This window comes from Proteus sp. G2674, assembly GCF_009915195.1.
In the GTDB taxonomy this organism is placed as follows: domain Bacteria; phylum Pseudomonadota; class Gammaproteobacteria; order Enterobacterales; family Enterobacteriaceae; genus Proteus; species Proteus mirabilis.
Genome location: NZ_JAABLS010000014.1, coordinates 89,904 through 114,403, shown reverse-complemented (window position 1 = coordinate 114,403; position 24,500 = coordinate 89,904). Strand labels below are relative to the sequence as shown.

Below are 24,500 nucleotides of genomic sequence, written 5' to 3'. Positions count from 1 at the left end.
TATATGATTAAAAAATATGAATGAGTGCAATTTTTATTATCATTATTTGTTATGGTTGATGAGGCATTTAGATTATTATCGTTTAATTAGGAGCTATTCACCTTTTCCATGATTAAGATCACAACTTATTAACATAATCAACTCTTAATCAGCAACTTCTCGTTATGCTATAGATATCTCATCTGACCAGTATAAAAAAGGTATCTGATGGCACACTATTCTTATTTATTTTCTCCCCTTGATTTAGGGTTTACTACGCTTAAAAATCGTATTTTGATGGGCTCGATGCATACCGGACTAGAAGAAGATCCACATGATGCACCTAAGCTTGCTGAATTTTATGCTCAAAGAGCTGCGGCAGGGGTGGCACTTATTGTCACCGGTGGGATCTCCCCTAATAAGCAAGGTGTATTGTTGCCACATGCAGCAACGCTAATGTCAGAAGATCAACTCGCTTCTCATCAATTAGTCACTGATGCGGTACATAAACAGGATGGGAAAATCGCTTTACAGATTTTACATACTGGTCGTTATAGTTATCAGCCTAATTTAGTCGCCCCTTCAGCGATCCAATCGCCTATCACCCCTTTTATGCCCCAAGCAATGAGTCATGAGCAGATAGAACAAACTATTGAAGATTATATTCATTGCGCTAAGTTGGCTCAGAAAGCAGGCTATGATGGTGTTGAGATCATGGGATCTGAAGGCTATTTAATTAACCAGTTTTTAGTAAGTCATACGAATCAACGCGATGATCAATGGGGTGGCTCTATTGAAAATCGCTGTCGTTTTGCATTACGTATTTTAGCTGGCATAAGAGAAGCTGTGGGTGAACACTTTATCATTATCTATCGTTTATCAATGTTAGATTTAATTACCGAGGGAGCTAATGCCTCAGAGGTATTTTATCTTGCTCAAGCAGTAGAAAAAGCCGGAGCAACCCTAATCAACAGTGGTATTGGTTGGCATGAAGCCCGTATCCCCACTATTGCCACTATGGTGCCAAGAGGGCAATTTGCTTATGTCACTCGCCAATTGATGGGAAAAATCAACATTCCTCTTATCACTTCTAATCGTATCAATACACCTCAAGTGGCTGAAGCTATTTTAGCGGAAGGCTGTGCAGATATGGTGTCTATGGCGCGTCCTTTTCTTGCCGATCCGCAATTCGTATTGAAAGCGCAACTTGGTCGCGAGGATGAGATAAACACCTGTATTGCCTGCAACCAAGCCTGCTTAGATGAAATATTCAGTGGTCACCCGGCATCTTGTCTTGTAAACCCTTTTGCCTGTCGAGAAACAGAGCTTATTTTAACCCCGACTCAAGCCCCTAAAAAAATTGCTGTCGTTGGCGCAGGCCCCGCAGGATTAGCATTTGCCATTACAGCAGCTAAACGTGGTCATCATATTACTTTATTTGAAAAAGAAGACCGTATTGGTGGACAACTCAATATTGCCAGTCAAATTCCGGGTAAAGAAGAATTTAAAGAGACATTGCGCTACTTTAAGCGGCAATTGCAAATCACAGGGGTGATCGTAAAAAATAATACGGAAGCGACACTTTCCCATCTGCAATATTTTGATGAAATTATTTTAGCCAGTGGTGTTATCCCTCATATTCCAGAGATTGATGGCCATGATAATCCGATAGTAAAAACCTATCTTGATGTCCTTAAATACCATCAGCCAACCGGCGAAAAAGTGGTGATTATTGGCAGTGGTGGTATTGGTTTTGACACTGGCCTTTATCTTACCCAAACTGGCCAATGCAGTAGTTTAAGCCCTTGTGCATTTAATAAAGAGTGGGGAATTGACCCAACACTTACGCATCGCGGAGGGATCACCTCAGCCGATCCTTTTATTAAAAAAGACAAACAGATTGTTATGACGCAACGTAAAAGTGGGAAATTTGGCTTAAGTTTAGGTAAAACAACAGGCTGGATACATCGCTTAACATTGCAGAAAAAAGGGGTCAAATGGCTAACTGGCTGCCATTATCAAAAAATTACCGAGCAAGGAGTAATAATTGAACATAACGAACAACAGCAACTGCTCGCAGCTGATAGCGTGATTTTATGTACCGGGCAACAATCTTATCGTCCGCTACTGCAAGCGTTACAACAAGAAAATAAAACCGTCCATCTTATTGGCGGGGCAAAAGAGGCTAAAGCATTAGATGCCAAACGAGCCATTAAGCAGGGAACAGAATTAGCACTTACTATTTAACACTCGATTTATCATATCAATAACCAGAAACCCCATATAGTTTCCTATATGGGGTTCTGTTTTTATTATTAATTTTTGTTGTTACTTACTACCCTTCCTGTCTTACTACTCTTTATATCTATTTACTACTTATACTCTTTAGCCATTATTTTTTTCAGTTAATGGATTGGCAACTAAACGCTCATCTTCGGCTATGCAGACCGTTGCGGTAAATAGCACATCAGTTGATGAGTTTAATGCAGTCTCTGCTGAATCTTGTAAGACACCAATCATCACACCTACCGCAACTACTTGCATCGCAAGATCATTACTAATACCGAACATGCTACAAGCAAGCGGAATTAACAGTAACGAGCCACCAGCAACCCCTGATGCACCACAAGCACAAATAGCAGCAACAAGGCTTAGCAATAAGGCTGTTGGAATATCCACAGGCATACCCAAGGTATTTACCGCAGCAAGTGTTAAAATAGTAATAGTGATTGCCGCTCCCCCCATATTAATGGTCGCACCTAATGGGATCGAGACAGAATAGGTATCTTCATTTAAATTCATACGACGACACATTGCCATATTCACCGGAATATTAGCCGCTGAACTACGCGTAAAAAAGGCAGTAACACCACTTTCACGTAAGCAAGCCCATACTAATGGATAAGGATTACGGCGAATTTTCCAAAATACAATCAATGGGTTGACAACGAGCGCAACAAACAGCATACAACCAATTAAAACAAGTAAGACATGCAAGTAGCCAGCTAAAGCTTTAAAGCCAGTCGTAGCAATGGTTGATGACACCAAGCCAAAAATCCCGATTGGCGCTAAACGGATCACCACACGCACAAGGTTAGTTACCGCATCTGCAAAATCTTGTGTTAATGCTTTAGTCGTATCACTTGCATGGCGTAACGCTAAACCTAAGCCAATAGCCCAAGCTAAAATCCCCATATAATTGCCGTTAATCAGTGCATCTACAGGGTTAGCCACCACATTAATTAATACACCTTTTAAGACTTCAGCAATATTTTCAGGTGGCGATAGCTGTGAATCGTTGACAACTAGCGTTAATACTGAGGGAAACACAAAGCTTGCCACTACTGCTGTCAGTGCAGCAAAGAAAGTCGCGAGCAGATAAAGCACTAATATGGGACGTATACTGGTTTTTTGTCCTTGACGGTGGTTGGCAATCGAAGCCATAACCAATACCCAGACTAAAACAGGCGCAACGGCTTTTAAGGCACTAATAAATAAGTTACCTAATAAGCTCATCATTTTAGCCACTTCTGGTGCTAACCAAGCCAGTAAAATACCCGCAATTAAACCAGCAAGTATTTGTTTAACGAGACTTCCCTGAAAAAGCAGGTTAAGTACTCTGGATTGTTGTTTATCCATAGTTATTCCATTACTTAAAATAATATTTAAAAAAGCAATTGTGTGCTTGCTTTTGCCAGTATAAGGAAATGAATCTTGCTGAAAAGCTTATTTTGCAAAATATACATCATTAGCTATTTTTGTTAACAACAAAATAACACAATTGTGATCATAATAGGGTTTTGTTCTTTTTAACGTACAGACCACAAATGAAAGAAATTATTATTATCATGAGGTTAGATTTAATCGTTAAATAAAAAACTAACTCTTATACTATTTACCTTGATTTTTCTTAATCACTTGATGAGTTTAATTTTAACTTTTTAATAACATTTTAATTGGTTTAACTAGCCAATTGGCAACTTTAAAACACTTTTTTTGATGAATAAATAACCATGATATTAGCTTCAATCAGCAAGGAAAAATAATGCTTTTTTATCTCAGTAAAACATCACCATAGTAATTCTATTATTACGTTTTCTTAAGGTTTTTTCTTTAAAACAACGTATCCTAAACTGGAAAACAAAAGTGAATGTCTTTTTTCAAATATTCTTGCTCAATGAAGCGCTTGTAGGGTATTTAAGTGAAAAAATTTTCTGTCTAGTTTTTATTGATTTTGTTAGAGTGTTGCTGTTTTAAACAATGAAAAATAAACCCTATGATATGTATTACGGGTAAATAGATAACAAGAGAGAATGTTTTTGTATTTACCCCCGAATGACTCAGTTTTAGGAAGCCTTTTATATGGAAATCGTAAGAGAGCTGTTCTTGGCGCTTTGGCATCAAGATTACGAAACCTTAGCGAATCCCTCACTGCTTTGGATTATTTACATTTTATTATTCAGCATACTATTCCTAGAAAACGGAGTACTACCCGCAGCTTTCTTACCAGGAGACAGCTTATTAATTTTAGTGGGTGTGTTAATTGCTAAAGGAACCATGGATTTTCCATTAACCTTACTTATTCTAACGGCAGGTGCTAGCTTAGGTTGTTGGCTGGGTTATCTGCAAGGGAAGTGGCTTGGTAACACCCGACTTGTACGAAGTTGGTTATCACATTTACCAGAACACTACCACCAACGAGCCCATGGACTTTTCCATCGACATGGCTTGGCGGCGTTACTTATTGGTCGTTTTCTCGCTTTTGTTAGAACATTATTGCCGACTATTGCCGGCCTTGCTGGCTTACAAAACGGTCGTTTTCAAGTTTTTAATTGGCTAAGTGGTCTGTTATGGGTTGGTATTTTAACCACCTTAGGCTATTTATTAGGAAATAGTCCGTTATTCCGCCAATATGAGCATCATTTAATGAATTTTCTGATGCTACTGCCTGTTTGTTTATTAGTGATTGGCCTAATCGGGAGTGTATGGGTCGTCATTAAGAAGAAAAGTAAACAGAGTAATCAACCGTAATCTATCGCTATTTCTATTATTTTTTATAGCGTTAATATTTAGCATCTTAAAGCCTGTTTTATGATTAAAACAGGCTTTTGTTTTTTATTTCAAGCTATTACTGATTATTTTTTTAATATCACCCTTGGCAAGAATAAGACTTTTCTCTTTTTTAGGGAATTAAGTCATTATTTAATTTTATTATATGGTAAATCTAGTCTATTGTTATAGGTATAACCTCATATCTTGATTAAAGGAGTTACTCATGTCACACCAACGTTCAAATGAAGATCTGCGTAGTGAATTAAAATCTCTGGCTGATACTCTAGAAGAAGTTCTGAACTCCTCGGCAGATAAATCAAAAGAGGAATTACAAAGTTTACGAGAAAAAGCTGAATATGCGCTACGTGGCTCTCGTGCAAAACTCAGTGATGCAGGTAGAGAAATCGTCGATAACACTAAAGAAATGGCGGGTAAAGCGGACAACTATGTGCGTGAAAACCCATGGACAGGTGTTGGTATTGGCGCGGCAGTAGGTGTCGTACTCGGTGTTCTACTTTCGAAACGTTAATCCATAATGAGTGATACTCAAAGACCACAGGGCCCCGCATCCGGGGTTCTGAATTCTCTTAGTCGTATTGGCGCTGTTATCGTTGGCATGGTTGAAACCCGCCTAAAATTAATCGCCATCGAACTAGAAGAAGAAAAAATTACACTTATTCAGCTTATTTTAATGGCGGGGATCACCTTATTACTCACCGCCTTTGGCTTAATGAGTCTACTTATTCTCCTCTTTTGGGTGATCCCACCTGAATATCGTATTCATGCTTTAGCGATTACAACGGCTATTTTGCTAGTTGGTGCCTTAATAGGTGCTATCATGACATTGAGAAAAGCCCGCAATTCAACGCTGTTAGGTGATACTCGCCAACAACTAGAATTAGATAAGCGTCTTTTGGAGCAATATCGCGATGAGCAAACAAAATAGACGCACCCTAGCATTAGCAAGACGCAAAAAGCTGTTGTTGGATGAAATTCAACAACAGCGCACTCAATTAGCGCAAGAGAGGCAAACATGGTTAGAGGTCACTGCGCCTTATGATAAAGCATGGAATATCTTAACCTCGTTAAAACCTATCTTGTTAATAGGGGCAAGCGTGGTATCTCTTTATAGCATTAAGCACCCTAAAAAACTGGTTCGTTGGGGACGACGGGCGATAGGCGCTGTTGGTTTAATACGCACATTACAGAAGTCTGTCAAAAAAACCGCTGACTAAACATCAATTTTTTTGTGTAAGAATGTTAATTCTTCTTAATATCCTCCATATTATTTTTTCTTTATTGTATATCTCAAGCCAAACAGTGGTTATTTACACTAAAAACTGGCAATTAAACAAATAAAATACAGATATATTAAATAATATAAAATTTTATCAGGAATAAACATCATGAAGAATTTTGAAAACATTGCCTTATTAATCGCACGTATTCTCATGCCAATTTTATTTATCAGCGCAGGGTATGGAAAAATTGAAGCCTATGAAGGTACTCAACAATATATGCAATCAATGGGTGTTCCGGGAGCCTTATTACCTTTAACCATTTTATTAGAGTTAGGGGGTGGATTAGCTATATTATTCGGTTTCTTAACTCGCACAACGGCTATCTTTACCAGTGTATTTACGCTGTTAACCGCACTACTGTTCCACACTAACTTTGCAGAAGGGGCAAATCAGTTAATGTTTATGAAAAATATGACTATTGCCGGCGGCTATTTATTACTGGTTATCACAGGTCCGGGTAAATGGAGCTTAGATCGCCTATTTAAGAAAAATTGGTAATAATAGATTTAATAATAAAAAGATCCTCTAGGGGATCTTTTTTAATTGTATTCTCAAACTCTAGCGAACAAACTATTTTTTATCCGCAGCAAACAATTTAGGAATTTCGCGTAAACACCAGGATTTAGCTTCTCCCATACTGTCTCTGCGCCACGCCATAATAATATTATTTTCATGATGATATTCAGGGCCAACCACACGTAAACGCCCCTCTTTTAAATCATCTTCAATTAAATCAATAGGCATAGTAGCAACCCCTAAACCGGCAATTAATGCTCGACGTTTATCTTCAATCGAACTCACCGTTAAACGACGCTGTTTATCTAATAACAGTACAGTTAAAACAGGTCGTTCTCTTGCGGTATCGGCGATAGCAATACCGCGATATTTTAAGCGAGTTTCTTCTGCAAGTGGTTCAGGTTCATTATGGATAGGGTGATCAGGGCTGGCAACATAGACACTGGTGGTATTATATAAAGGGCGGAAATTGATTTCTGATGAAGAACGAAAATGCATATCCGGTGAAATAACAATATCACATTTACCACTTTCTAAGCTCTCCCATGCTCCAGCAAGCACTTCGGTGACTAAAGAGAGTTGTGTATTTGATTTTTCAGCTAATTTCTCAACTAACGGGAATAAGCGAGAGGCGGGTGTTAATGCTTCACACACAATCGTAATATGTGGCTCCCAACCGCGAGCTAGCGCTTCAGCATCAGAAGTTAATTTATCTGCAGCTTCAAGAAGAATACGCCCTCTTTCAAGTAACATTCTTCCCACATTAGTAAATTTAGTTCGATGTCCTGAACGGTCAAATAGCACAACATCCAAATCTTCTTCTAATTTCTGCATGGTATAACTGAGTGCTGATGGGACGCGATTTAGCTCATCAGCGGCGGCAGCAAAACTTCCTCTACGATCAATGGCATCCATCACTCGTAGAGATTCCAATGTAATGGCTTTATCTTTACTCATTATACTTATCTCTATCAAATAATTTGATTATTGGCACCAGATTAACTTGCTAACAATCTACAGTCCATATCTCTATGATGAATATATTGATTAATCGACTCGAAAAGTACCGCGATGATAAAATACAGAACAGCACAACAGTGTGGCAAAGCGGACTATGGCTGGCTACAAGCTCGCTACACATTCTCCTTTGGCCACTATTTCGATCCTCATTTTTTAGACTATGGCACATTAAGAGTACTGAACCAAGAAGTGCTCGCACCAAATTCTGAGTTTAAAGCAAAAACCTATCCTCATGTGGATGTCGTCAACCTGATCTTAAGAGGTGAAGCGACTTATCTTGATAATATGGGGCGAACACTTACTGCCAAACAAAACGAGTGTTTATTAATTTCGCCTCATAATACAGAAACTTACATTGAAAGAAATAGTAGTCCAGATACCCCATTAACTCGTATTCAATTATGGCTAAACGCGTGCCCACAACAAGAGAGCATCGCTTCACAAAAATTAGCTTTAAATGAAGATTTAAAATATCAATTATTGGCTTCCCCATCAGGGGATAATGGCAGTTTGATGCTAAGGCAAAATATCTGGCTCTATCATATTAATTTAGCGCAAGGGGATGAAATAACCTTGCCGATACAGGGTCAGAAAGGCTATTTGCAATCTATCAAAGGCGGTGTCCATTTCCAAACCTCAGAGCAAGAGCTTGGGGAAATCCGTTGTGGTGATGGTGCTTTTATTCAAGATAGCAATATGCTAGCGCTAAGATGTCAAAAGGCTTTTCGTGGTCTTTTTATTGATATCGTTTCTTAATCAGCTAGCGATATCAGCGAACAATCATTTATCATCACACTAGCAATAGCAATAAAGCAGAAAACCCTCGAGCCACAGAGTGAATCGAGGGTTTTATATAAGGTGAGTTGACCGTTAAGCCGGGTTCTGTCGTGGACAACCATTCATCTAGGCCAGAACTTGCGCGCTGGCTCCAGCAACCTACCCGGGTTCAATGCGGGCCGCACCATAAGAACCCCTATTTGGTCTTGCTCCGGGTGGAGTTTACCATGCCACAAACTGTTACCAGTTGCGCGGTGCGCTCTTACCGCACCCTTTCACCCTTACCTGATCCTGTAAACAGGCCATCGGCGGTTTACTCTCTGCTGCACTTGTCGTAGGCTCGCGCCTCCCAGACGTTATCTGGCACCCTGCCCTGTGGAGCCCGGACTTTCCTCCCCTCTATCCGTCTCCCCGAAGGGACAACGATAAAGCAGCGGTTGTCTAGTCAACTCAGGGGGCGGATTATAAGGATTTTCCGCGTTAATGTATAGCGAAAGAAACAAAAAATCGTTTTACTGATCTTGTTCCGCTTCATTTTGCGCAATGACGTGTTTGTACAACGCATTTTTCTTCACGCCATAAATCTCAGCGGTAACTGCTGCCGCCTTTTTCAAAGGTAACTCTTTTTGTAAAATCGCCAATGTGCGTAATACTTCTGGGGCAAAATGGTCTTCTTGTGGCTTTTGATACCCTTCAACAATTAATACCATTTCCCCTTTACGGCGATTTTCATCTTCACGAACCCAGTTAAGTAATTCCCCAACAGGCATTCCTTGAATGGTTTCCCACGTTTTGGTTAATTCTCTTGCCAATACAATATAGCGCGCTTCCCCCCAAACCGTCACCATATCCGCTAAACTATCTAATAAACGGTGGGTGGACTCATAAAAGATTAAAGTACGGGGCTCTTGTGCTAAATCACGCAAACAATCTTGACGACTTTTTGTTTTTGCTGGTAAAAAACCTTCATAACAAAAACGGTCAGAAGGTAATCCGGCGGCTGATAGCGCGGTAATTGCCGCACATGCCCCAGGTAATGGCACCACTTTTATGCCGTTTTTGCGACACTGATTGACTAAATGATAGCCGGGATCATTAATTAATGGTGTACCTGCATCAGAGACTAATGCGATACTTAGCCCTTGTTGTAATTTGCTAATTAATTGATCTGCTTTTTGCTGTTCATTATGATCATGTAACGCAAACAAACGTGCGTTAATGGCAAAATGCTGTAATAGAAGCCCTGTATGACGGGTATCTTCTGCAGCTATTAAATCGACATGAGACAGCACATCAAGTGCCCGCTGGGTGATATCGCCCAGATTACCAATGGGTGTGGGTACTATGTACAGTGTGGATGTCGTTACCGCTGCTCGATTAGGTTGATTCATTGTTTATTCCGAATGACCGATTTAAAATTGAGCATAATTATAAAACATCACTGGGTACAGTATGCTTTCCTCAATTTTTGTGCGTTTTAAAACAGGTTTATCCTATACTGCAATACTTTCTGCCTTGATTATGTCAGGTTGTACCCTGACGGGGCAACAACAACAGCCACTGACACCTGCTGAAAAAGCGCAAGTGGAAATGAAACAATTTCAGAAAGTCATTGATGATGCGAACGGACAAGCCTCTTTAGATGTGATCCGTGCCTATATTGGCCTAGAACCCCTTATCACTGATCCTGTATTACATCAGCAAAATATTGATGATACTTGGTTAACACTCACGAAGCTTACACCTGAACAACGTCGTAGTGTAGTGATCAAAGCTGATGAAAATACATTACAAGGCTGGTTAGATTTACTCAACACTTATGAATATAACCAAGATGATGCGGATAAATTATCCCAAGCAATACGCGAATGGCAAACACGCTATCCACGCAATCCAGGAGCGCTAACATTACCGACGCTGTTATTGCGCCAATCACAATCTGCCGTCAGTAACAGCGGAAAAATCGCATTATTATTACCGTTAACAGGACAAGCTAAAGTGTTTGGTAATGCTATTATGCAAGGCTTTACCGATGCTAAAGAAGGTTTACCTCAACCTCAAGCTAATGCAGCGCCAGAAGCCCCCCAACAAGATAGTTTAGCTTCCATTTTAGCAGAATTAGGTATTTCATCTCCGAATGCAGACACTGCGACAACGGAAAACGATAATTCAACAGATGATAATACAGCGGAAGGCGCTGAAAATAGTGACGCTATTTCAGCAAAAGAAACCGAAGCCTTTGCGGGTAATAGCCGCGTGCAATTAGATCCTATTGTCCAAAATAATCGCCAAGTGATTATGTATGATACCAATAGCCAACCCATTGATCTGTTACTAAAAAAAGTGCAACAAGAGGGTGCTGATTTAATTGTGGGGCCACTATTAAAACCCGAAGTGATCAAAACCATTGAATTAAAAAGTGGTTTACCTGTTTTAGCGCTAAATGAAGTTGATAATATTCCTCTTGCTACTACAGTGTGTTTCTTTTCACTTTCCCCAGAAGATGAAACTCGTAATGCGGCTCAACACTTACGCCAGCAACAAAAATCTAACCCACTCATTATCGTTCCTGACAATAAATTCGGTCAAAGAATGGCACAAACTTTTGCGGATGAGTGGCAGCGTAGCGGGGGTGGAACCGTCTTACAACAAACTTTTGGCTCTCTTGATAGTCTAAAAAGTTCAATTAATCGTGGCGTGGGTATTCGAATGACAGGAACCCCGGTATTGCCAACAGACAATGCACCACTGCCATTAGATACCGCTTCAATGCCAACAACAAACGGTGCTATTGATTCTGTGTATATCATTGCCACTAGCGATGAGTTAACATTGATTAAACCAATGATTGATATGGCAATCAGTACCAAAAAACGCCCACCGATTTATGTCAGCTCACGCAGTAATCAAGGGGGAATGGGGCCAGATTTTCGTATGGAAATGGACGGTATCCAATTTAGTGATATTCCTCTTATGACGGGAGCAAATTTACCGTTAATGCAAAAAGCATCCAGTAAATTTGCGAACGATTACTCATTAATGCGCCTTTACGCTATGGGTATTGATGCATGGTCATTAGCAAACAATTACAATGAACTCACCAAAGGAACCTTACAGTTCAATGGTGTTTCTGGCTCTTTACGTGTGGAAGATAATTGCACTATTTATCGACAACTCCCATGGATGCAATTTAAACAAGGTAAAATTGAACCTGTGGGACAATAAGTAAGCAATTTACCCCATAAACCGCCTCTTTGAAGTCTCCGGATAAGGAGTTGACTTTACCTTGAGGCGGTTTATTTATAAGAGATAACATCAGGAAATCATGGATGATTATTCCTAAAAGTACTTATCTAGTCGGACAATATTATGAGAGAAAAGCGTTAAATTACTTGCGCCAACAAGGGTTAAAGTTAATTGAGCGTAATGTCCGATATCCCTGTGGAGAAATTGATCTTATTATGCAGGGTAATAGAACATGGATATTTGTTGAAGTCCGCTTTCGGCGTAGTGCACAATTTGGTGATGCAATCAGCTCAGTGACCTACAGTAAACGGCGCCGCTTATGGTACGCCGCCAATTGTTGGTTAGCTCAGCGCCAACAAAGTATCGAGACGGTTAACTGTCGCTTTGATATTTGTGCATTTGATCAACGCCAGTTAATATGGCTAAAAAACATTCTCGATCATACGGAATTTATTCGTTAAATTAGATTATATAGGTCTTAACGTGCTTGATAGAATAAAAGTCTGCTTTACAGAGAGTATTCAAACTCAAATTGCAGCAGCAGAAGCGTTACCCGATGCCATTTCCAGAGCTGCCATGATGATGGTTCAATCTTTGTTAAACGGACATAAAATATTAAGCTGTGGCAACGGTAGCTCAGCAGCAACGGCTCAACGTTTTGCCGCGAGTATGATCCATCGTTTTGAAACAGAGCGCCCAAGTTTACCGGCATTATCTTTAAATACCGACAGTGTTGTGATGACCGCCATTATGGGAAATCAGCAACATGATGAAATTTATGCCAAACAAGTACGGGCATTAGGGCAAGCAGGTGATGTACTGTTAGCTATTTCCACTCATGGTAATAGCAGAAGCATTATTAAAGCTGTTGAAGCCGCTGTTACTCGAGATATGACCATTGTTGCACTGACTGGCTATGATGGCGGTGAGCTTGCTGGATTATTAGGCCCTCAAGATGTGGAGATCAGGATCCCCTCTCAGCGTACAGTCAGAATACAGGAAGTGCAGATGTTAACGGTCAATTGTCTCTGCGACTTAATTGATAATACATTATTCCCACATCAGGATGACTAAGGAGTTACTATGAAATTGCTTCCGATTACCGCAGTACTTTGTTCCGCGCTATTGCTACAAGGCTGTATTGGTGCCGCTGTTGTGGGTACTGCTGCCGTTGCTGGCAAAACCGCAACCGATCCTCGTTCATTAGGACAACAAGTTGATGATGGCACATTGGAAGCCCGAGTTTCTGGTGCTCTAAATAAAAACCAACAGATCAAGAACAGTAATGCGCGCATTGTCGCCACCGCTTATCAAGGTAATGTATTGTTAACTGGACAAAGTCCAGATATGTCAGTGGCTGAGACGGCTAAACAAGTTGCCAGCAAAGTGGAAGGAGTAAACAATGTTTATAATGAAATTCGCCAAGGTGAGCCTGTGACATTAGGCACTGCTTCTTCAGATACATGGTTAACCACTAAAGTACGTTCACAAATTTTAGCTAGCGATGCCGTCAAATCATCTTCCGTAAAAGTGATCACCGAAAATGGCGAAGTATTCTTATTAGGGATATTGACCCGTCAAGAAGGGGCTGCAGCCGCTAAAATTGCCAGTGAAACCAAAGGTGTTGTTAAAGTAACAACGGCATTTACCTATCTAAACTAAATGTATCGCTGATGGGTATCACGTGGTGATAGCGTATTATTTTACCAGTATCGGTCATTGTAACAGCGATAACCGATACTGGTACTCATAGTGATTAACGTCTCAACATACCTTTATCAATAATAAAATCGATAATCGTCTCTAAACCTACTTTCTCTTTTAAGTTAGTAAAAACATAAGGTTTCACAGGACGCATTTTTGCTGTATCCGCTTCCATCACTTCTAATGACGCTCCCACATAAGGCGCAAGATCGATCTTGTTGATCACCAGCAGATCAGAATGTGTGATCCCCGGCCCCCCCTTGCGAGGGATCTTCTCACCTTCTGCAACATCAATAACATAAATAGTAAGATCAGCCAATTCAGGGCTAAAGGTCGCACTTAAGTTATCTCCGCCACTTTCGACAAAAACAATATCTAAGTTTTTATGGCGCATCGCCAACTCTTCTACGGCAGCCAAATTCATTGAAGCATCTTCACGAATAGCCGTATGAGGACATCCTCCTGTTTCAACACCAATGATCCGATCCGCATCAAGAGCCTGCGCACGAGTTAAAATTTTTGCATCTTCTTGTGTATATATATCATTGGTAACAACGGCGATTTGGTAACTATCGCGCATAGCTTTACAAAGAACTTCTAATAGTGCTGTTTTTCCTGAACCAACAGGGCCACCAACACCAATACGCAGTGGTTGATTATATTCTTGCATCTCTTTATCTCATGAACGAAAAAGTCGAGTATATTGAGTTTCATGGCGACTACTGGCGATCACTTGAGCTGGCGTAAAACTGCCAATATCCTCTTGTGGCCAATGTGCCGATAACTCAACAATAGCGGGGATCTGCTCAGCTAGAGCAAACAATATTTTTTGCCCTGCGCTTTGCCCTAATGGCACCAGTTTTACCCCAGACATCACCGTATTTTCTAACCAGCCCCAAACATAGGCACAACAGAGCTTTTCACTATCGATATGCCAATGCACGGCAGCTAACGCAAACGCCATTAATTGCGTCTGTTTAACCCGCTGTTGTAACGTATCGTCTAATTCAATGCCTAATTGAGGGAGTAAACGGGCAAAAGCAATCCCCCGTTGACGCTCTTCCTGCCTTAACTCTTTGGTTTCGCGACTTGCGACCATAAAGTCACACCAATATTTCACTGTATCGCTATCACCCTTTGCCAAACTCGTTTGTAATTGCCGCAATATAGGAAGCTCGAGAGTGGCTAATGTTCCGGTCATTTGTGCGCTTAACCAATCTGACAAGGTTTCTGCTGAGCATACCCAACCTTTTTCAATGGCCCACTCTAACCCTTGAGAATAAGTAAAGGCACCTACCGGAAGAGAGGGGCTAACTAATTGATATAAGCGCAGATCAGCTAGCATCATGCACCTCCTTTGATGATCGCAGTGCCATTAATGATGGTGATCATGGTGGTGGTGATGACCACCGGATGATCCACCATAAGCCCCCGGCTCAGGTTGGTATTTTTCTAAGCCAACCACCACCGTAGCCCCTAAGCCGCGAGCCATATCATCTAATACATGATCGTGAAAATAACGACACCAACCCGCTTCTATTTGCAATGGTACATGTCGGTTACCTAAGTGATAACAAACACGAGCAAGCAATAATGGATCGTCACTATAAACCGTTGATACTTGCTCTTTAGCCGCTTCAATGGTGACAACATCGCCCTCTTCTGACAGCAGAATATCCCCCTCTTTAAGTACGGTGCCTCGAGGCAAAAATAGCCCGGCTTCTTGCCCGTCACTTAAAGCCACTTTTAAGCGACTTTTGGTGCGCTCATCCATGGTAAGACAAAGGGTTAACTTTGGCTTTTCTGTAGAGGTTAGTTCAAGCGCTTTTTGTTGATCAATAATCTGAGTAAATTTTTTCATTCAATAAATTCTCAATAAAAACGCTGGTTAAAATAAGAAATAGCGTTGAGCCATCGGTAATTCAGTCGCTGGCTCACAAACCAGTGGTACACCATCCGCTTTAACAATGTAAGTTTGTGGATCTAATTCGATATGAGGAACATAGTTATTGTGGATCATCGAAGCTTTTGTGATATGACGACAGCCCTCCACACGACCAATTAAGCTTTTTAAGCCTAATTTTTCTGGCACTCCCGCCTCAATACCCGCTTTTGACATAAAGATCATCGACGTTTGATATTTTGCTTTTCCTAGACAGGCATACATTGGACGATAATGAACCGGTTGCGGGGTTGGAATAGCCGCATTAATATCCCCCATTGGCGCATAAGCGACCATACCACCTTTTATGATAAGTGCTGGTTTGACGCCAAAGAAAGCGGGATCCCATAGCACGATATCCGCAAGTTTACCTTTTTCTATTGATCCCACCGTATGAGCAATACCATGTGCCAGTGCCGGGTTAATCGTGTATTTAGCGATATAACGTTTAATACGATTATTATCATTATCTGCGCTATCACCCGCTAATGTGCCTCGTTGCAATTTCATTTTATGTGCACACTGCCAAGTGCGTAAGATAACTTCTCCGACTCGACCCATGGCTTGTGAGTCTGACGACATCACCGAAATTGCCCCCATATCATGTAAGATATCTTCTGCAGCAATGGTTTCGCGACGAATACGAGATTCAGCAAATGCCACATCTTCAGGAATAGAGGGATCGAGATGATGACAGACCATCAACATATCAAGATGCTCGTCCACGGTATTAATGGTATAAGGCATCGTTGGGTTGGTTGATGCAGGTAAAATATTGGGCTCTCCTACCGACTTGATAACATCAGGGGCATGACCGCCACCTGCGCCTTCGGTATGGAATACATGGATCACTCGACCGGCAATGGCTTTTACTGTCTCTTCATAAAAACCACCTTCATTTAAGGTGTCAGAATGAATAGCCACCTGTACATCCATTTCATCGGCGACATTAAGGCAATTGTGAATTGCCATTGGCGTTGCCCCCCAGTCTTCATGTATTTTAAGACCTATAGCACCCGCTGTTATTTGTTCGCGGATTGCTTCGGGCTGACTGACACAACCTTTACCAAATAAACCCACATTAATAGGTAATTCATCCACCGCCTCTAACATGCGGTACATATTCCAAATACCGGGGGTAACTGTGGTTGCATTAGTACCCGCCACAGGGCCTGTTCCTCCACCAATAAAGGTGGTTACGCCAGAAACGAGACCTTCTTGGGCTTGTTGTGGACAAATAAAGTGGATATGGGTATCAATACCACCAGCAGTGACTATTTTACCTTCTCCCGCGACAACTTCTGTTCCGGGGCCAATGACAATATCCACATTGGGCTGAACATCTGGATTACCTGCCTTGCCAATACCAACAATACGGCCATCTTTAATGCCAATATCTGCTTTTACAATGCCCCAATAATCTAAAATAATGGCATTGGTGATCAGAACATCGACACACTCAGCACTAACAACTTGGCTTTGCCCCATACCATCACGAATAACTTTACCACCACCAAATTTGACCTCTTCGCCATAAGTGGTGAAATCTTTTTCAATTTCAAGAAACAGCTCGGTATCTGCTAATCGCAAACGATCGCCTGTTGTTGGGCCAAACATATCCGCATAAGCTTGACGTGAGATAGTTTTCATTTTTTCTCACTCTCCAATTTACCCATCACTTTGCCATGAAAACCATAAATTTCACGTTTTCCTGCAAAAGCCACTAACTCAACAGTGCGACTTTGACCTGGCTCGAAGCGCACAGCCATACCAGCAGGAATATTTAAACGAAAACCTAATGTCTCTTCTCGTGTAAACCTGAGAGCCTCATTCACTTCATAAAAGTGGTAATGAGAGCCGACTTGTACAGGTCTATCGCCATGATTAGCCACCTGTATGGTTTTTGTCTCGCGACCAGCATTCAGTTCAATATCGCCTAATGCTGCATTAACTCTAATTTCACCGGGGATCATGTTATTACCTACACAATAGGTGAGTGAATTGAAACCAATTTGGTGCCATCGGGGAAAGTGCACTCTACTTGAACATCTTTTATCATCTCTGGCACCCCTTCCATTACTTGCTCTGCGGTTAAAACAGTACGTCCTTCACTCATTAATTGAGCAACTGTTTTCCCCTCTCGTGCGCCTTCCATAATGGCGCAGCTAATCAAGGCGACAGCTTCAGGGTAATTAAGTTTTAATCCCTTAGCTAAACGTCTTTCTGCAACAAGGCCTGCAGTAAAAAGCAGTAATTTATCTTTTTCTCTTGGTGTTAATTCCATTTCTGCTCCTAAAATAAACGATTATGTCGCCCAGATCCGCGGTGGCTCAGGGCAATAACCTAGCCAGTGCTGTCTGACGATTTGCCATACTTGCGCAAAACACGCCATCATCGGCTCGGTTTGCGTCCCTAATACACGTAAAACTAAAATGCCATCAACATCCGTTAAACCATATTCAACTAGGGGATTTACCTTCTCTAAATGGTGTTGAATAATCTCTTTTAATGCATCGGTTGCAGGATAAATATAAAGCGAGCCAAACATAGGAAATTCACGCATTGCGGCAGCTTGTTTTTGTAAGCCTTCAACCCGCATTGACTCTGTTAAAATTAATCTCTCATCAACATAAAAATTTAAGCGCCCTTTTACCTTGCCAGTTTCAAACCACTCATTTAAAACTGGGCGTCCCAAACACTGCATTTCCCAGCCGATAAATTTCGCTGATGAGGCTAAATGAATATGTGTGGTTAAACACACTTGAGCATCAGGAAAAAAGATATTCTCTTGGGGTAACCACTCTAAAAAGCCCTCTTGTGCAACCGTCAATGTCTGCGTTTGCGATGCAGTGCCTCCTGCACTACGATAAAATTTTGTCGCCCCCGGCGTTGTTAATAGGGCATGTGCGTAAGGTTGCACATTAATATTAATGGATAACGTATCACCACCGACCACCCCACCAGGAGGATGCAACAAATAGGTATGTGCAACACCTTGCTCTGGATAAAAAGGTCGCTGAACCATTAAGGGGCCGAGATGACGTTTTTCAGTAAGACATGTCTTTCCTCGCTTTAACTCATATCGTAAAGCGATGTCAGCAAGCCAACCCTTCTCAGAAAAGTCAGGCATACCCACTCCTGCCAACTTGGCAAAATTGATCAAATAAATCAGGAAATAGACGAATATATACCGCACTACCCATCAGATTATGTCATTCAAAATCACCGAGAAAATAATGAAATGAATGTTGGGTAGGGTGTGAATAAAGATAAATTGCATTTTCCTCAAACAGGATAAAGCGCTCCATCAATGCCGCGCGATTTTACACCGAGTTTCAAAAAATGCGTTTTAAATAAACAGCAATTTGTTTAGAAAAAATAACAATGGTAAAAATAAAAGTAAAAAATGAACAGATATCGATATTGTTATTGCTCAGCAACAAGATTATATTCTGAGCCACTCTTATACTATTCGGTATAACGACGCGGTTTCGCAATAGGAATATTGTGATAATAAAACCCATGCTTACTGCTTATAAGTTCACAAATTAAGTGGTTAACTTTAAGCTTTGTTTATTTTAACCCATGTTCATTTTGAACTTGCCTGTGGTATATCTAAGACAATGGAATACAAACACATACTTTCTTCTAACCAAATATCCTTAAAAACGTTTTACATCGAAAACCCGATGATCGCGATGGTATATGGTGCAAAAGGTGAGATTTGTATTAATGGGCAAACTATCACAGTCACCACTAATCTCACGTTGATTATTCCTAAATATAGTCAAGTTTCTTGTGATGTGACAAATTTTTTCCCGACCAAACCGATTGAATTACATACCTTAGTACTGTCTGAAACTGAATTACAATCTGTGTTCTCTTTACTTAAACCATTAATAAAATCAGGGGCACCGATTACTCGTCATCTTCCTGATTATCATCTATCAACACCTGAGGTGGTTAAAACTAATTTTACGTTACTTCAGCAATGTCTACCGCTTGAACATGGCACCCCCTCTCAAGAGACCCTGTTTATGCAACAGAGCCTCTTTTTTATTTTGCTGGCGGTTTATCACGAAGGGGTCGATATTCTTAATATTTTTCGTTTTAATTATGATGAGCCAAAAAATCAGGCGATTACTCATCTAATAACACAAGATCCGCAACGTAAATGGCATTTAGAGGATGTAGCAAAAACGCTCTATACTACGCCATCAACATTACGTCGCCATTTAAGTAAAGAGGGCGTTTCGTTTTGTCAATTACTGTTGGATGTCAGAATGGGGATCGCATTAAATTACCTCACCTTTTCTAACTATTCTGTATTTCAAATTAGTCATCGCTGTGGTTTTGGTAGTAATGCTTATTTTTGTGACGCATTTAAACGTAAATATGGTATGACACCATCGCAATTTCGCACTCAATCCCGCCAAGCAAACGATCCGAATGCAATAGCAACAATGGCGTCACAAAATGACGAATCAATAAAAAAAGTATTTTAAGGGTTATAACAACGCATTTTTGCTTAAAAACGAAGTTCCTCCCATTAACCGCATTTGATTTAAGATCCACTGCTGACGTTTTAGCAAATACGCGGAAGGCTTATTAACATGAAGAATATGTGGATTAGGTAAAACAGCGGCTAATAAAGCCGCCTCATGGGCGGTGAGTTGTTTAGCAGGCTTGCGAAAATAGTGCTGAGAAGCCTGCTCAACCCCAAAAATACCGTCGCCAAACTCTACGATATTCAGATAAACGGTTAAAATACGTTTTTTAGACCAAATCAGCTCCACCACTGGCGTCATTCCGGCTTCAAGTCCTTTTCTTATCCAACTGCGCCCATCCCACAAAAATAAGTTTTTGACCGTTTGTTGTGAAATAGTAGAGGCACCTCGTATCGTTTTTGAGCTTTGCAGGCTATTTTGGAAAACTTTTTCAATCGCATCGAAATCAAATCCCCAATGTTTTGGAAAATTTTGATCTTCAGAGGCTATTACCGCTAAATAGATCTGTGGGGATATCTCATTTTCATTAACCCATGTAGAATGGGATACATAAGAAAAATCAAACTTACTCCACGAAGAAATTTGTCTTTGTAGCATTACAGCAGAAAAAGGCACCGGTAAAAAAGAAAACAGGACAACTATCCCTAACCATAAAGCAATTAGAATAATTAATAGTTTCTTTAACTTTCTCACTAGTACCATCTGCTGTATTCACTCTATTGTTATGCCATTTCCAGTACTTTTTTAACCAGCTTCTCAATCCCCACCTGCGCTTGAGCTATCGATTCTGCCAGCATATATGCAGGGGTGGTCACCACCCGATACTCATCATCAACCACTATTTCGTCGACAGGACAATTAATATGTATCCCTCCCATTTCGGTGATCATTTCTGCCGTTTTTGCATCATTACCAATGGTTAGTTTTACTGGGGCATTTAACATCTTTGGTAACATAACGGGGGCAATACACATTAAACCTAGTGGTTTTTTCTGTTGATGCATCTTTTGAACAAAAGTTAAGAGCTGTTGGTTAATTTCACACTGAACACCTTTCGTGGCGAAATTACATAAGTTCTTTGCTGCACCAAAACCTCCGGGGATAATTACCGCATCAAAGTTTTCAGCCTTAGCATCTGATAAAGGCGATATTTTCCCACGAGAAATACGCGAAGCCTCCTCCATCATATTCCTTTTTTCTGCTTTTTCTTCTCCAGTAATATGATTAATTACAGTAGGTTGAAAATCATTAGGTGAAAAATAATGAACCTCAGCTTTATTTTGGCTTAAAGCAAGCATTGTGAGCACTGATTCGTGAATTTCACTGCCATCAAAGACACCACAACCACTTAAAATTACCGCAATTGATTTCATATCTTTCTCCATTTGTAGTAGATTACTAGTTACCCATTTATAGGTGTAAACACCAATCGCCATCACATATTTAAATGTTTCTTGTAACAAAAAAACTTATATTTGCTATTTTGTTGCTTGTATGATGTATGGAATAGCTTCATCCTATTCGCCTATGTAATGATAATCAAAAAAGCGAGTAGAAAAGTTTCCCTGGTGTTGGCGCAGTATTCGCGCACCCCAACCTTCGGTTGGGGTTATTTTTTTCTAGCGTCTGCCAACCAGTTTCTTAAACTTTCTACATCCTTTCTCCAATCTCTTTCTAACTCGTCTACCCATTCCTGAACATTATCCCACCATGCAGGTAATTCTGGAGATTGGATCTGTTTTGCCAGTTGCTGTAAATGTTTTAAACCTATAGAGCCTGCCGCGCCTTTGATTTTATGTCCTTCCTCAGTGATGCCCTTTTGATCACGTGCCGTCAGATTAGATTCAAGGACAGACAGGTAACTTGGCATCATCTTTTCAAAAACATCTAAACCATCCGTGATTAATTGAGGTCCGACAAGTTCGATGTATTGATTCAGCATGTCGATATCGAGTAACTCTTCATTTTTACTCAACAATTGAGGTGACTCACTAGATGTCACGGAAACCGCTTCATCTCCCCAGAATTTATTAATAATGGCTGTCAACGCATCCACAGAAAGCGGTTTACTGAGCACATCATTCATTCCAGCGTCTAAATACTCTTTTTTGTCTTTTAAGACATTGGCGGTTAAGGCAATCAATGGCGGCAGTTCACTGCTATCAAACTCTTGACGTAATTTTCTTGAAATATCAAATCCGGTCATATCAGGTAATTGAATGTCTAACAGCACTAAGTCATATTCACCCGGCTTAAACATTTGCAAAGCCTCTTGCCCAGTCATCGCCACATCTACCGTGTTGCCTAATTTCTCTAATACTGAACATGCTACGATAACATTTAGCTCAATATCCTCAACCAGTAAGATATTAAGGGCAGGAAGCAATAATTCATCATCCTCTTCAAAATCACTTTGCTCTTTAATCGCAGGAGCGACAATGGAAAGCGTAAAGATAGAACCATGTCCTAACTCACTCTCCACATGAATATCGCCTCCCATATGCTGTGCTAAGCGTTTTGAGACAGCAAGACCAATACCTGTTCCCGTTGCAGAACGTCCACCTTGACTGTCGTTGACCTGATAGTACATGGCAAAGATTTTCTCAAGTTCACCTTGAGGGATACCAATACCACTATCTTTCACCTCAAAGAACAACTTATCAGGCGCTTCTTGCCAAATGCGTACTTTAATTTCCCCTTCTTGGGTAAATTTCACCGCATTACCAATTAAGTTCCATAAGATTTGACGCAAACGAGTCCCATCGGTGGTAATTTTATGCGGTAACGTTTCTTGCGCTTCTAAGGTGAATTTTAACCCTTTAGGTTGGACTAATAATCCCGATAGGTTTTCTAAATCAGAGATAAATTCAGTAAAGTCGATAGGTTGGTTATCAAGCTGGATCTTTCTGCGCTCAATTTTATCCATTTCAATCACATCGTTAAAAATATTACCTAACGTTATGGCACTGACATGGATAGTTTTTAAGTAGTTGAGCTGTTCTGGTGATAATTCGGTATCCAATAAAATACGACTTAACCCCACAATCCCATTAAGCGGTGTACGTAGCTCATGGCTGATTGTAGAAATAAAGGTGGTCTTATCACGGCTAGCATTTTCTAACGCGTCTTGATAGCGCTTACGCTCTGTAATGTCACGTCCAAAGCCCATTAAGCCGTGACGCTTACCAATTCGGTCATAAAAGGGCACTTTGCGTAACTCAAAACACGCTTTACGCCCATCCGGATACACCAACCACTGCTCATAAGTGAGTGACACATTATGGCGAAAGACTTTCTCATCGGTTTCCATCACTTTGACGGCGATATCTTCGTCATACACATCCAGTGGTGTTAAGCCAATTAATTGCTTTTCACTTTTACCGGTCAATAGCTCTGTAGCACGGTTACAACCAGAAAACTCATTATCTTCGTTGCGATAGTAGACCAGATCTGGCGAGGCATCTAAGAAGGAGCGTAACAAGGAAGATTGTTGCTCTAGTTCAATTTGCGTCAATTCACGACGCTTCATTTCACTTTTGAGTTTTTCCAATAGTTCAAGGTGGGCTTTTTCTACTTTTTCACGCTCTTGGATCTCTAAATTTAATTGCTCAATATTCTCTTTTAATTGTGAATTCAGCTCTAAGTCTCGCTGTCGCATTACACCTAATTTATCGACCATCCGCGATAAACGACGTCGTGATTCTTCAAGTTGCTCTACCACCACGGAAAGAAAATAGACAGCCCAAGGGGTAATAATCAAACCAAAGAAGATAGAGCGTACCAGATCGATACTAGTGACATCACCGGCAAGTAGGAATGTCACGGCCATCTGTACGACCATCGCTAATACAACCAATGCGGATGCTAACAGTAATGAGAAGCGGATTAACCCAAGCCTCATCATTAAATCTACATAATATTGGGCAAGCCCTTTGAGCAATTTCATTGAAAACTCCAATAGATTGAATCTAGAGAATGATACCTTAAAAATACATTGACGAAGTGGTGAACATTCAGAAAATTGTAGCCAAAACACGATTTTTCACCTTGTATCTTGCCTTTGCATTATTTTGTATCAGTGATCCTCCTTTTCCCGCAGGTATTTATAAAAACAATTTATAGAGGTATTACATAAATAATAGTTATATTCCTTACCAAAGAGAGAAATTAAAAAATGCAATTTGTCTTTTTTTAGATAAAAAGTATAAAAACAATAAAATACTAAAATAGATTAATAATTAAGATAAATTCACTGGCATTACCTAACATCAAAGAATGCAATAAAGCAGAACCCCATAAAAAAAGTGAGATAGCTCACACTCACTATCCCATAACCAATGAAATAATTTTCAAATAATATTTTTATTTATCAAATAATTAAAGAAAAAAAACGCTCATCACGCTGGCTATAGTCAAATATCCTTGCTGATTGACCTGTTTTTTATTTATCGATAA

General features: G+C 40.4%; 25 protein-coding genes and 1 other RNA gene. 12 read left to right on the top strand and 14 right to left on the bottom strand.

Features of this window, described 5'->3' with window-relative positions; translation table 11 throughout:
* The first annotated feature begins 207 nt into the window (after nucleotides 1-207).
* Entirely contained in the window at nucleotides 208-2,226 is a 2,019-nt protein-coding gene (locus GWI58_RS06770; protein WP_161769023.1) for an oxidoreductase, read from the top strand.
* Between the two features lie 138 nt (nucleotides 2,227-2,364).
* On the opposite strand, the gene sstT is transcribed toward GWI58_RS06770, so the two are convergent.
* Nucleotides 2,365-3,618: a serine/threonine transporter SstT gene (sstT, locus tag GWI58_RS06765; protein WP_012368852.1), complete on the bottom strand. Its 1,254-nt coding sequence runs from the start codon at nucleotides 3,616-3,618 to the stop codon at nucleotides 2,365-2,367.
* A 723-nt stretch (nucleotides 3,619-4,341) separates the two neighbouring features.
* Between sstT and GWI58_RS06760 the strand changes: the two genes are divergently transcribed.
* From GWI58_RS06760 to GWI58_RS06740, 5 genes are all read left to right on the top strand, one after another.
* Nucleotides 4,342-5,010 carry a DedA family protein gene (locus GWI58_RS06760; protein WP_004245245.1) on the top strand — a complete coding sequence of 223 codons (669 nt, stop codon included), beginning with the start codon at nucleotides 4,342-4,344 and terminating at the stop codon, nucleotides 5,008-5,010.
* Between the two features lie 244 nt (nucleotides 5,011-5,254).
* A complete protein-coding gene (locus GWI58_RS06755; RefSeq protein ID WP_004245246.1) occupies nucleotides 5,255-5,560 on the top strand; it encodes a DUF883 family protein in 306 nt (101 codons plus the stop codon).
* Between the two features lie 6 nt (nucleotides 5,561-5,566).
* Nucleotides 5,567-5,977, top strand: coding sequence for a phage holin family protein (locus GWI58_RS06750; RefSeq protein WP_004248939.1), 411 nt, complete (start codon nucleotides 5,567-5,569; stop codon nucleotides 5,975-5,977).
* Nucleotides 5,961-6,266, top strand: a complete 306-nt coding sequence (locus GWI58_RS06745) for a YqjK-like family protein (RefSeq protein WP_161769022.1) — start codon at nucleotides 5,961-5,963, stop codon at nucleotides 6,264-6,266. The genes GWI58_RS06750 and GWI58_RS06745 overlap by 17 nt, the downstream gene beginning before the upstream one ends.
* Before the next feature lie 171 nt (nucleotides 6,267-6,437).
* Nucleotides 6,438-6,830 (top strand): DoxX family protein, encoded by a 393-nt coding sequence (locus GWI58_RS06740; protein WP_004245249.1) that lies wholly within the window; start codon nucleotides 6,438-6,440, stop codon nucleotides 6,828-6,830.
* Nucleotides 6,831-6,902: 72 nt separating this feature from the next.
* Here GWI58_RS06740 and GWI58_RS06735 read toward each other — a convergent pair whose 3' ends face one another.
* Nucleotides 6,903-7,805 (bottom strand): LysR family transcriptional regulator, encoded by a 903-nt coding sequence (locus tag GWI58_RS06735; protein ID WP_004245250.1) that lies wholly within the window; start codon nucleotides 7,803-7,805, stop codon nucleotides 6,903-6,905.
* Between the two features lie 114 nt (nucleotides 7,806-7,919).
* Between GWI58_RS06735 and GWI58_RS06730 the strand changes: the two genes are divergently transcribed.
* A complete protein-coding gene (locus GWI58_RS06730) occupies nucleotides 7,920-8,624 on the top strand; it encodes a pirin family protein (RefSeq protein WP_004245251.1) in 705 nt (234 codons plus the stop codon).
* 99 nt (nucleotides 8,625-8,723) lie between these two features.
* Here the strand turns inward: GWI58_RS06730 and rnpB are convergent.
* Together rnpB and rsmI are read right to left on the bottom strand one after the other, a co-directional pair.
* An RNA gene (gene rnpB / locus GWI58_RS06725) (RNase P RNA component class A) lies at nucleotides 8,724-9,098 on the bottom strand.
* 59 nt (nucleotides 9,099-9,157) lie between these two features.
* Nucleotides 9,158-10,036 (bottom strand): 16S rRNA (cytidine(1402)-2'-O)-methyltransferase, encoded by an 879-nt coding sequence (gene rsmI / locus GWI58_RS06720; RefSeq protein ID WP_094959439.1) that lies wholly within the window; start codon nucleotides 10,034-10,036, stop codon nucleotides 9,158-9,160.
* A 61-nt stretch (nucleotides 10,037-10,097) separates the two neighbouring features.
* Here rsmI and GWI58_RS06715 point away from each other — a divergent pair, with 61 nt between their 5' ends.
* The 4 genes from GWI58_RS06715 to dolP all read left to right on the top strand — a co-directional run bounded on the left by GWI58_RS06715 (nucleotide 10,098) and on the right by dolP (nucleotide 13,553).
* A complete protein-coding gene (locus GWI58_RS06715; protein WP_071425589.1) occupies nucleotides 10,098-11,870 on the top strand; it encodes a penicillin-binding protein activator in 1,773 nt (590 codons plus the stop codon).
* Between the two features lie 104 nt (nucleotides 11,871-11,974).
* On the top strand, nucleotides 11,975-12,352 hold the full coding sequence (locus tag GWI58_RS06710; protein ID WP_004245256.1) for a YraN family protein: 378 nt from the start codon (nucleotides 11,975-11,977) through the stop codon (nucleotides 12,350-12,352).
* 22 nt (nucleotides 12,353-12,374) lie between these two features.
* Entirely contained in the window at nucleotides 12,375-12,965 is a 591-nt protein-coding gene (diaA, locus tag GWI58_RS06705; RefSeq protein ID WP_004245257.1) for a DnaA initiator-associating protein DiaA, read from the top strand.
* Nucleotides 12,966-12,974: 9 nt separating this feature from the next.
* Entirely contained in the window at nucleotides 12,975-13,553 is a 579-nt protein-coding gene (dolP, locus tag GWI58_RS06700; protein WP_020945161.1) for a division/outer membrane stress-associated lipid-binding lipoprotein, read from the top strand.
* Nucleotides 13,554-13,647: 94 nt separating this feature from the next.
* Here the strand turns inward: dolP and ureG are convergent, their stop codons facing one another.
* The 7 genes from ureG to GWI58_RS06665 are packed head-to-tail and all read right to left on the bottom strand — an operon-like array spanning nucleotide 13,648 to nucleotide 18,667.
* Entirely contained in the window at nucleotides 13,648-14,265 is a 618-nt protein-coding gene (ureG, locus tag GWI58_RS06695; RefSeq protein ID WP_004245259.1) for an urease accessory protein UreG, read from the bottom strand.
* Nucleotides 14,266-14,274: 9 nt separating this feature from the next.
* A complete protein-coding gene (locus GWI58_RS06690) occupies nucleotides 14,275-14,943 on the bottom strand; it encodes an urease accessory protein UreF (protein WP_017628230.1) in 669 nt (222 codons plus the stop codon).
* A 27-nt stretch (nucleotides 14,944-14,970) separates the two neighbouring features.
* Complete coding sequence (gene ureE / locus GWI58_RS06685; RefSeq protein ID WP_004245261.1) at nucleotides 14,971-15,456, bottom strand: urease accessory protein UreE; 486 nt, start codon at nucleotides 15,454-15,456, stop codon at nucleotides 14,971-14,973.
* A gap of 27 nt (nucleotides 15,457-15,483) precedes the next feature.
* Nucleotides 15,484-17,187, bottom strand: coding sequence for an urease subunit alpha (ureC, locus tag GWI58_RS06680; RefSeq protein ID WP_004245262.1), 1,704 nt, complete (start codon nucleotides 17,185-17,187; stop codon nucleotides 15,484-15,486).
* A complete protein-coding gene (locus tag GWI58_RS06675; RefSeq protein ID WP_036971283.1) occupies nucleotides 17,184-17,510 on the bottom strand; it encodes an urease subunit beta in 327 nt (108 codons plus the stop codon). The genes ureC and GWI58_RS06675 overlap by 4 nt, the downstream gene beginning before the upstream one ends.
* An 8-nt stretch (nucleotides 17,511-17,518) precedes the next feature.
* Nucleotides 17,519-17,821: an urease subunit gamma gene (gene ureA, locus GWI58_RS06670; RefSeq protein WP_004245265.1), complete on the bottom strand. Its 303-nt coding sequence runs from the start codon at nucleotides 17,819-17,821 to the stop codon at nucleotides 17,519-17,521.
* Between the two features lie 21 nt (nucleotides 17,822-17,842).
* Nucleotides 17,843-18,667 (bottom strand): urease accessory protein UreD, encoded by an 825-nt coding sequence (locus GWI58_RS06665; RefSeq protein WP_161769021.1) that lies wholly within the window; start codon nucleotides 18,665-18,667, stop codon nucleotides 17,843-17,845.
* Nucleotides 18,668-19,160: 493 nt separating this feature from the next.
* Between GWI58_RS06665 and GWI58_RS06660 the strand changes: the two genes are divergently transcribed.
* Nucleotides 19,161-20,042 (top strand): helix-turn-helix transcriptional regulator, encoded by an 882-nt coding sequence (locus tag GWI58_RS06660; protein WP_004245268.1) that lies wholly within the window; start codon nucleotides 19,161-19,163, stop codon nucleotides 20,040-20,042.
* A gap of 3 nt (nucleotides 20,043-20,045) precedes the next feature.
* On the opposite strand, the gene mtgA is transcribed toward GWI58_RS06660, so the two are convergent.
* From mtgA to arcB, 3 genes are all read right to left on the bottom strand, one after another.
* Nucleotides 20,046-20,747, bottom strand: a complete 702-nt coding sequence (mtgA, locus tag GWI58_RS06655) for a monofunctional biosynthetic peptidoglycan transglycosylase (protein ID WP_004252674.1) — start codon at nucleotides 20,745-20,747, stop codon at nucleotides 20,046-20,048.
* Nucleotides 20,748-20,767: 20 nt separating this feature from the next.
* Nucleotides 20,768-21,418 carry an isoprenoid biosynthesis glyoxalase ElbB gene (gene elbB / locus GWI58_RS06650; RefSeq protein ID WP_012368845.1) on the bottom strand — a complete coding sequence of 217 codons (651 nt, stop codon included), beginning with the start codon at nucleotides 21,416-21,418 and terminating at the stop codon, nucleotides 20,768-20,770.
* Nucleotides 21,419-21,654: 236 nt separating this feature from the next.
* On the bottom strand, nucleotides 21,655-23,991 hold the full coding sequence (gene arcB, locus GWI58_RS06645) for an aerobic respiration two-component sensor histidine kinase ArcB (RefSeq protein ID WP_004245272.1): 2,337 nt from the start codon (nucleotides 23,989-23,991) through the stop codon (nucleotides 21,655-21,657).
* Between the last annotated feature and the right edge of the window lie 509 nt (nucleotides 23,992-24,500).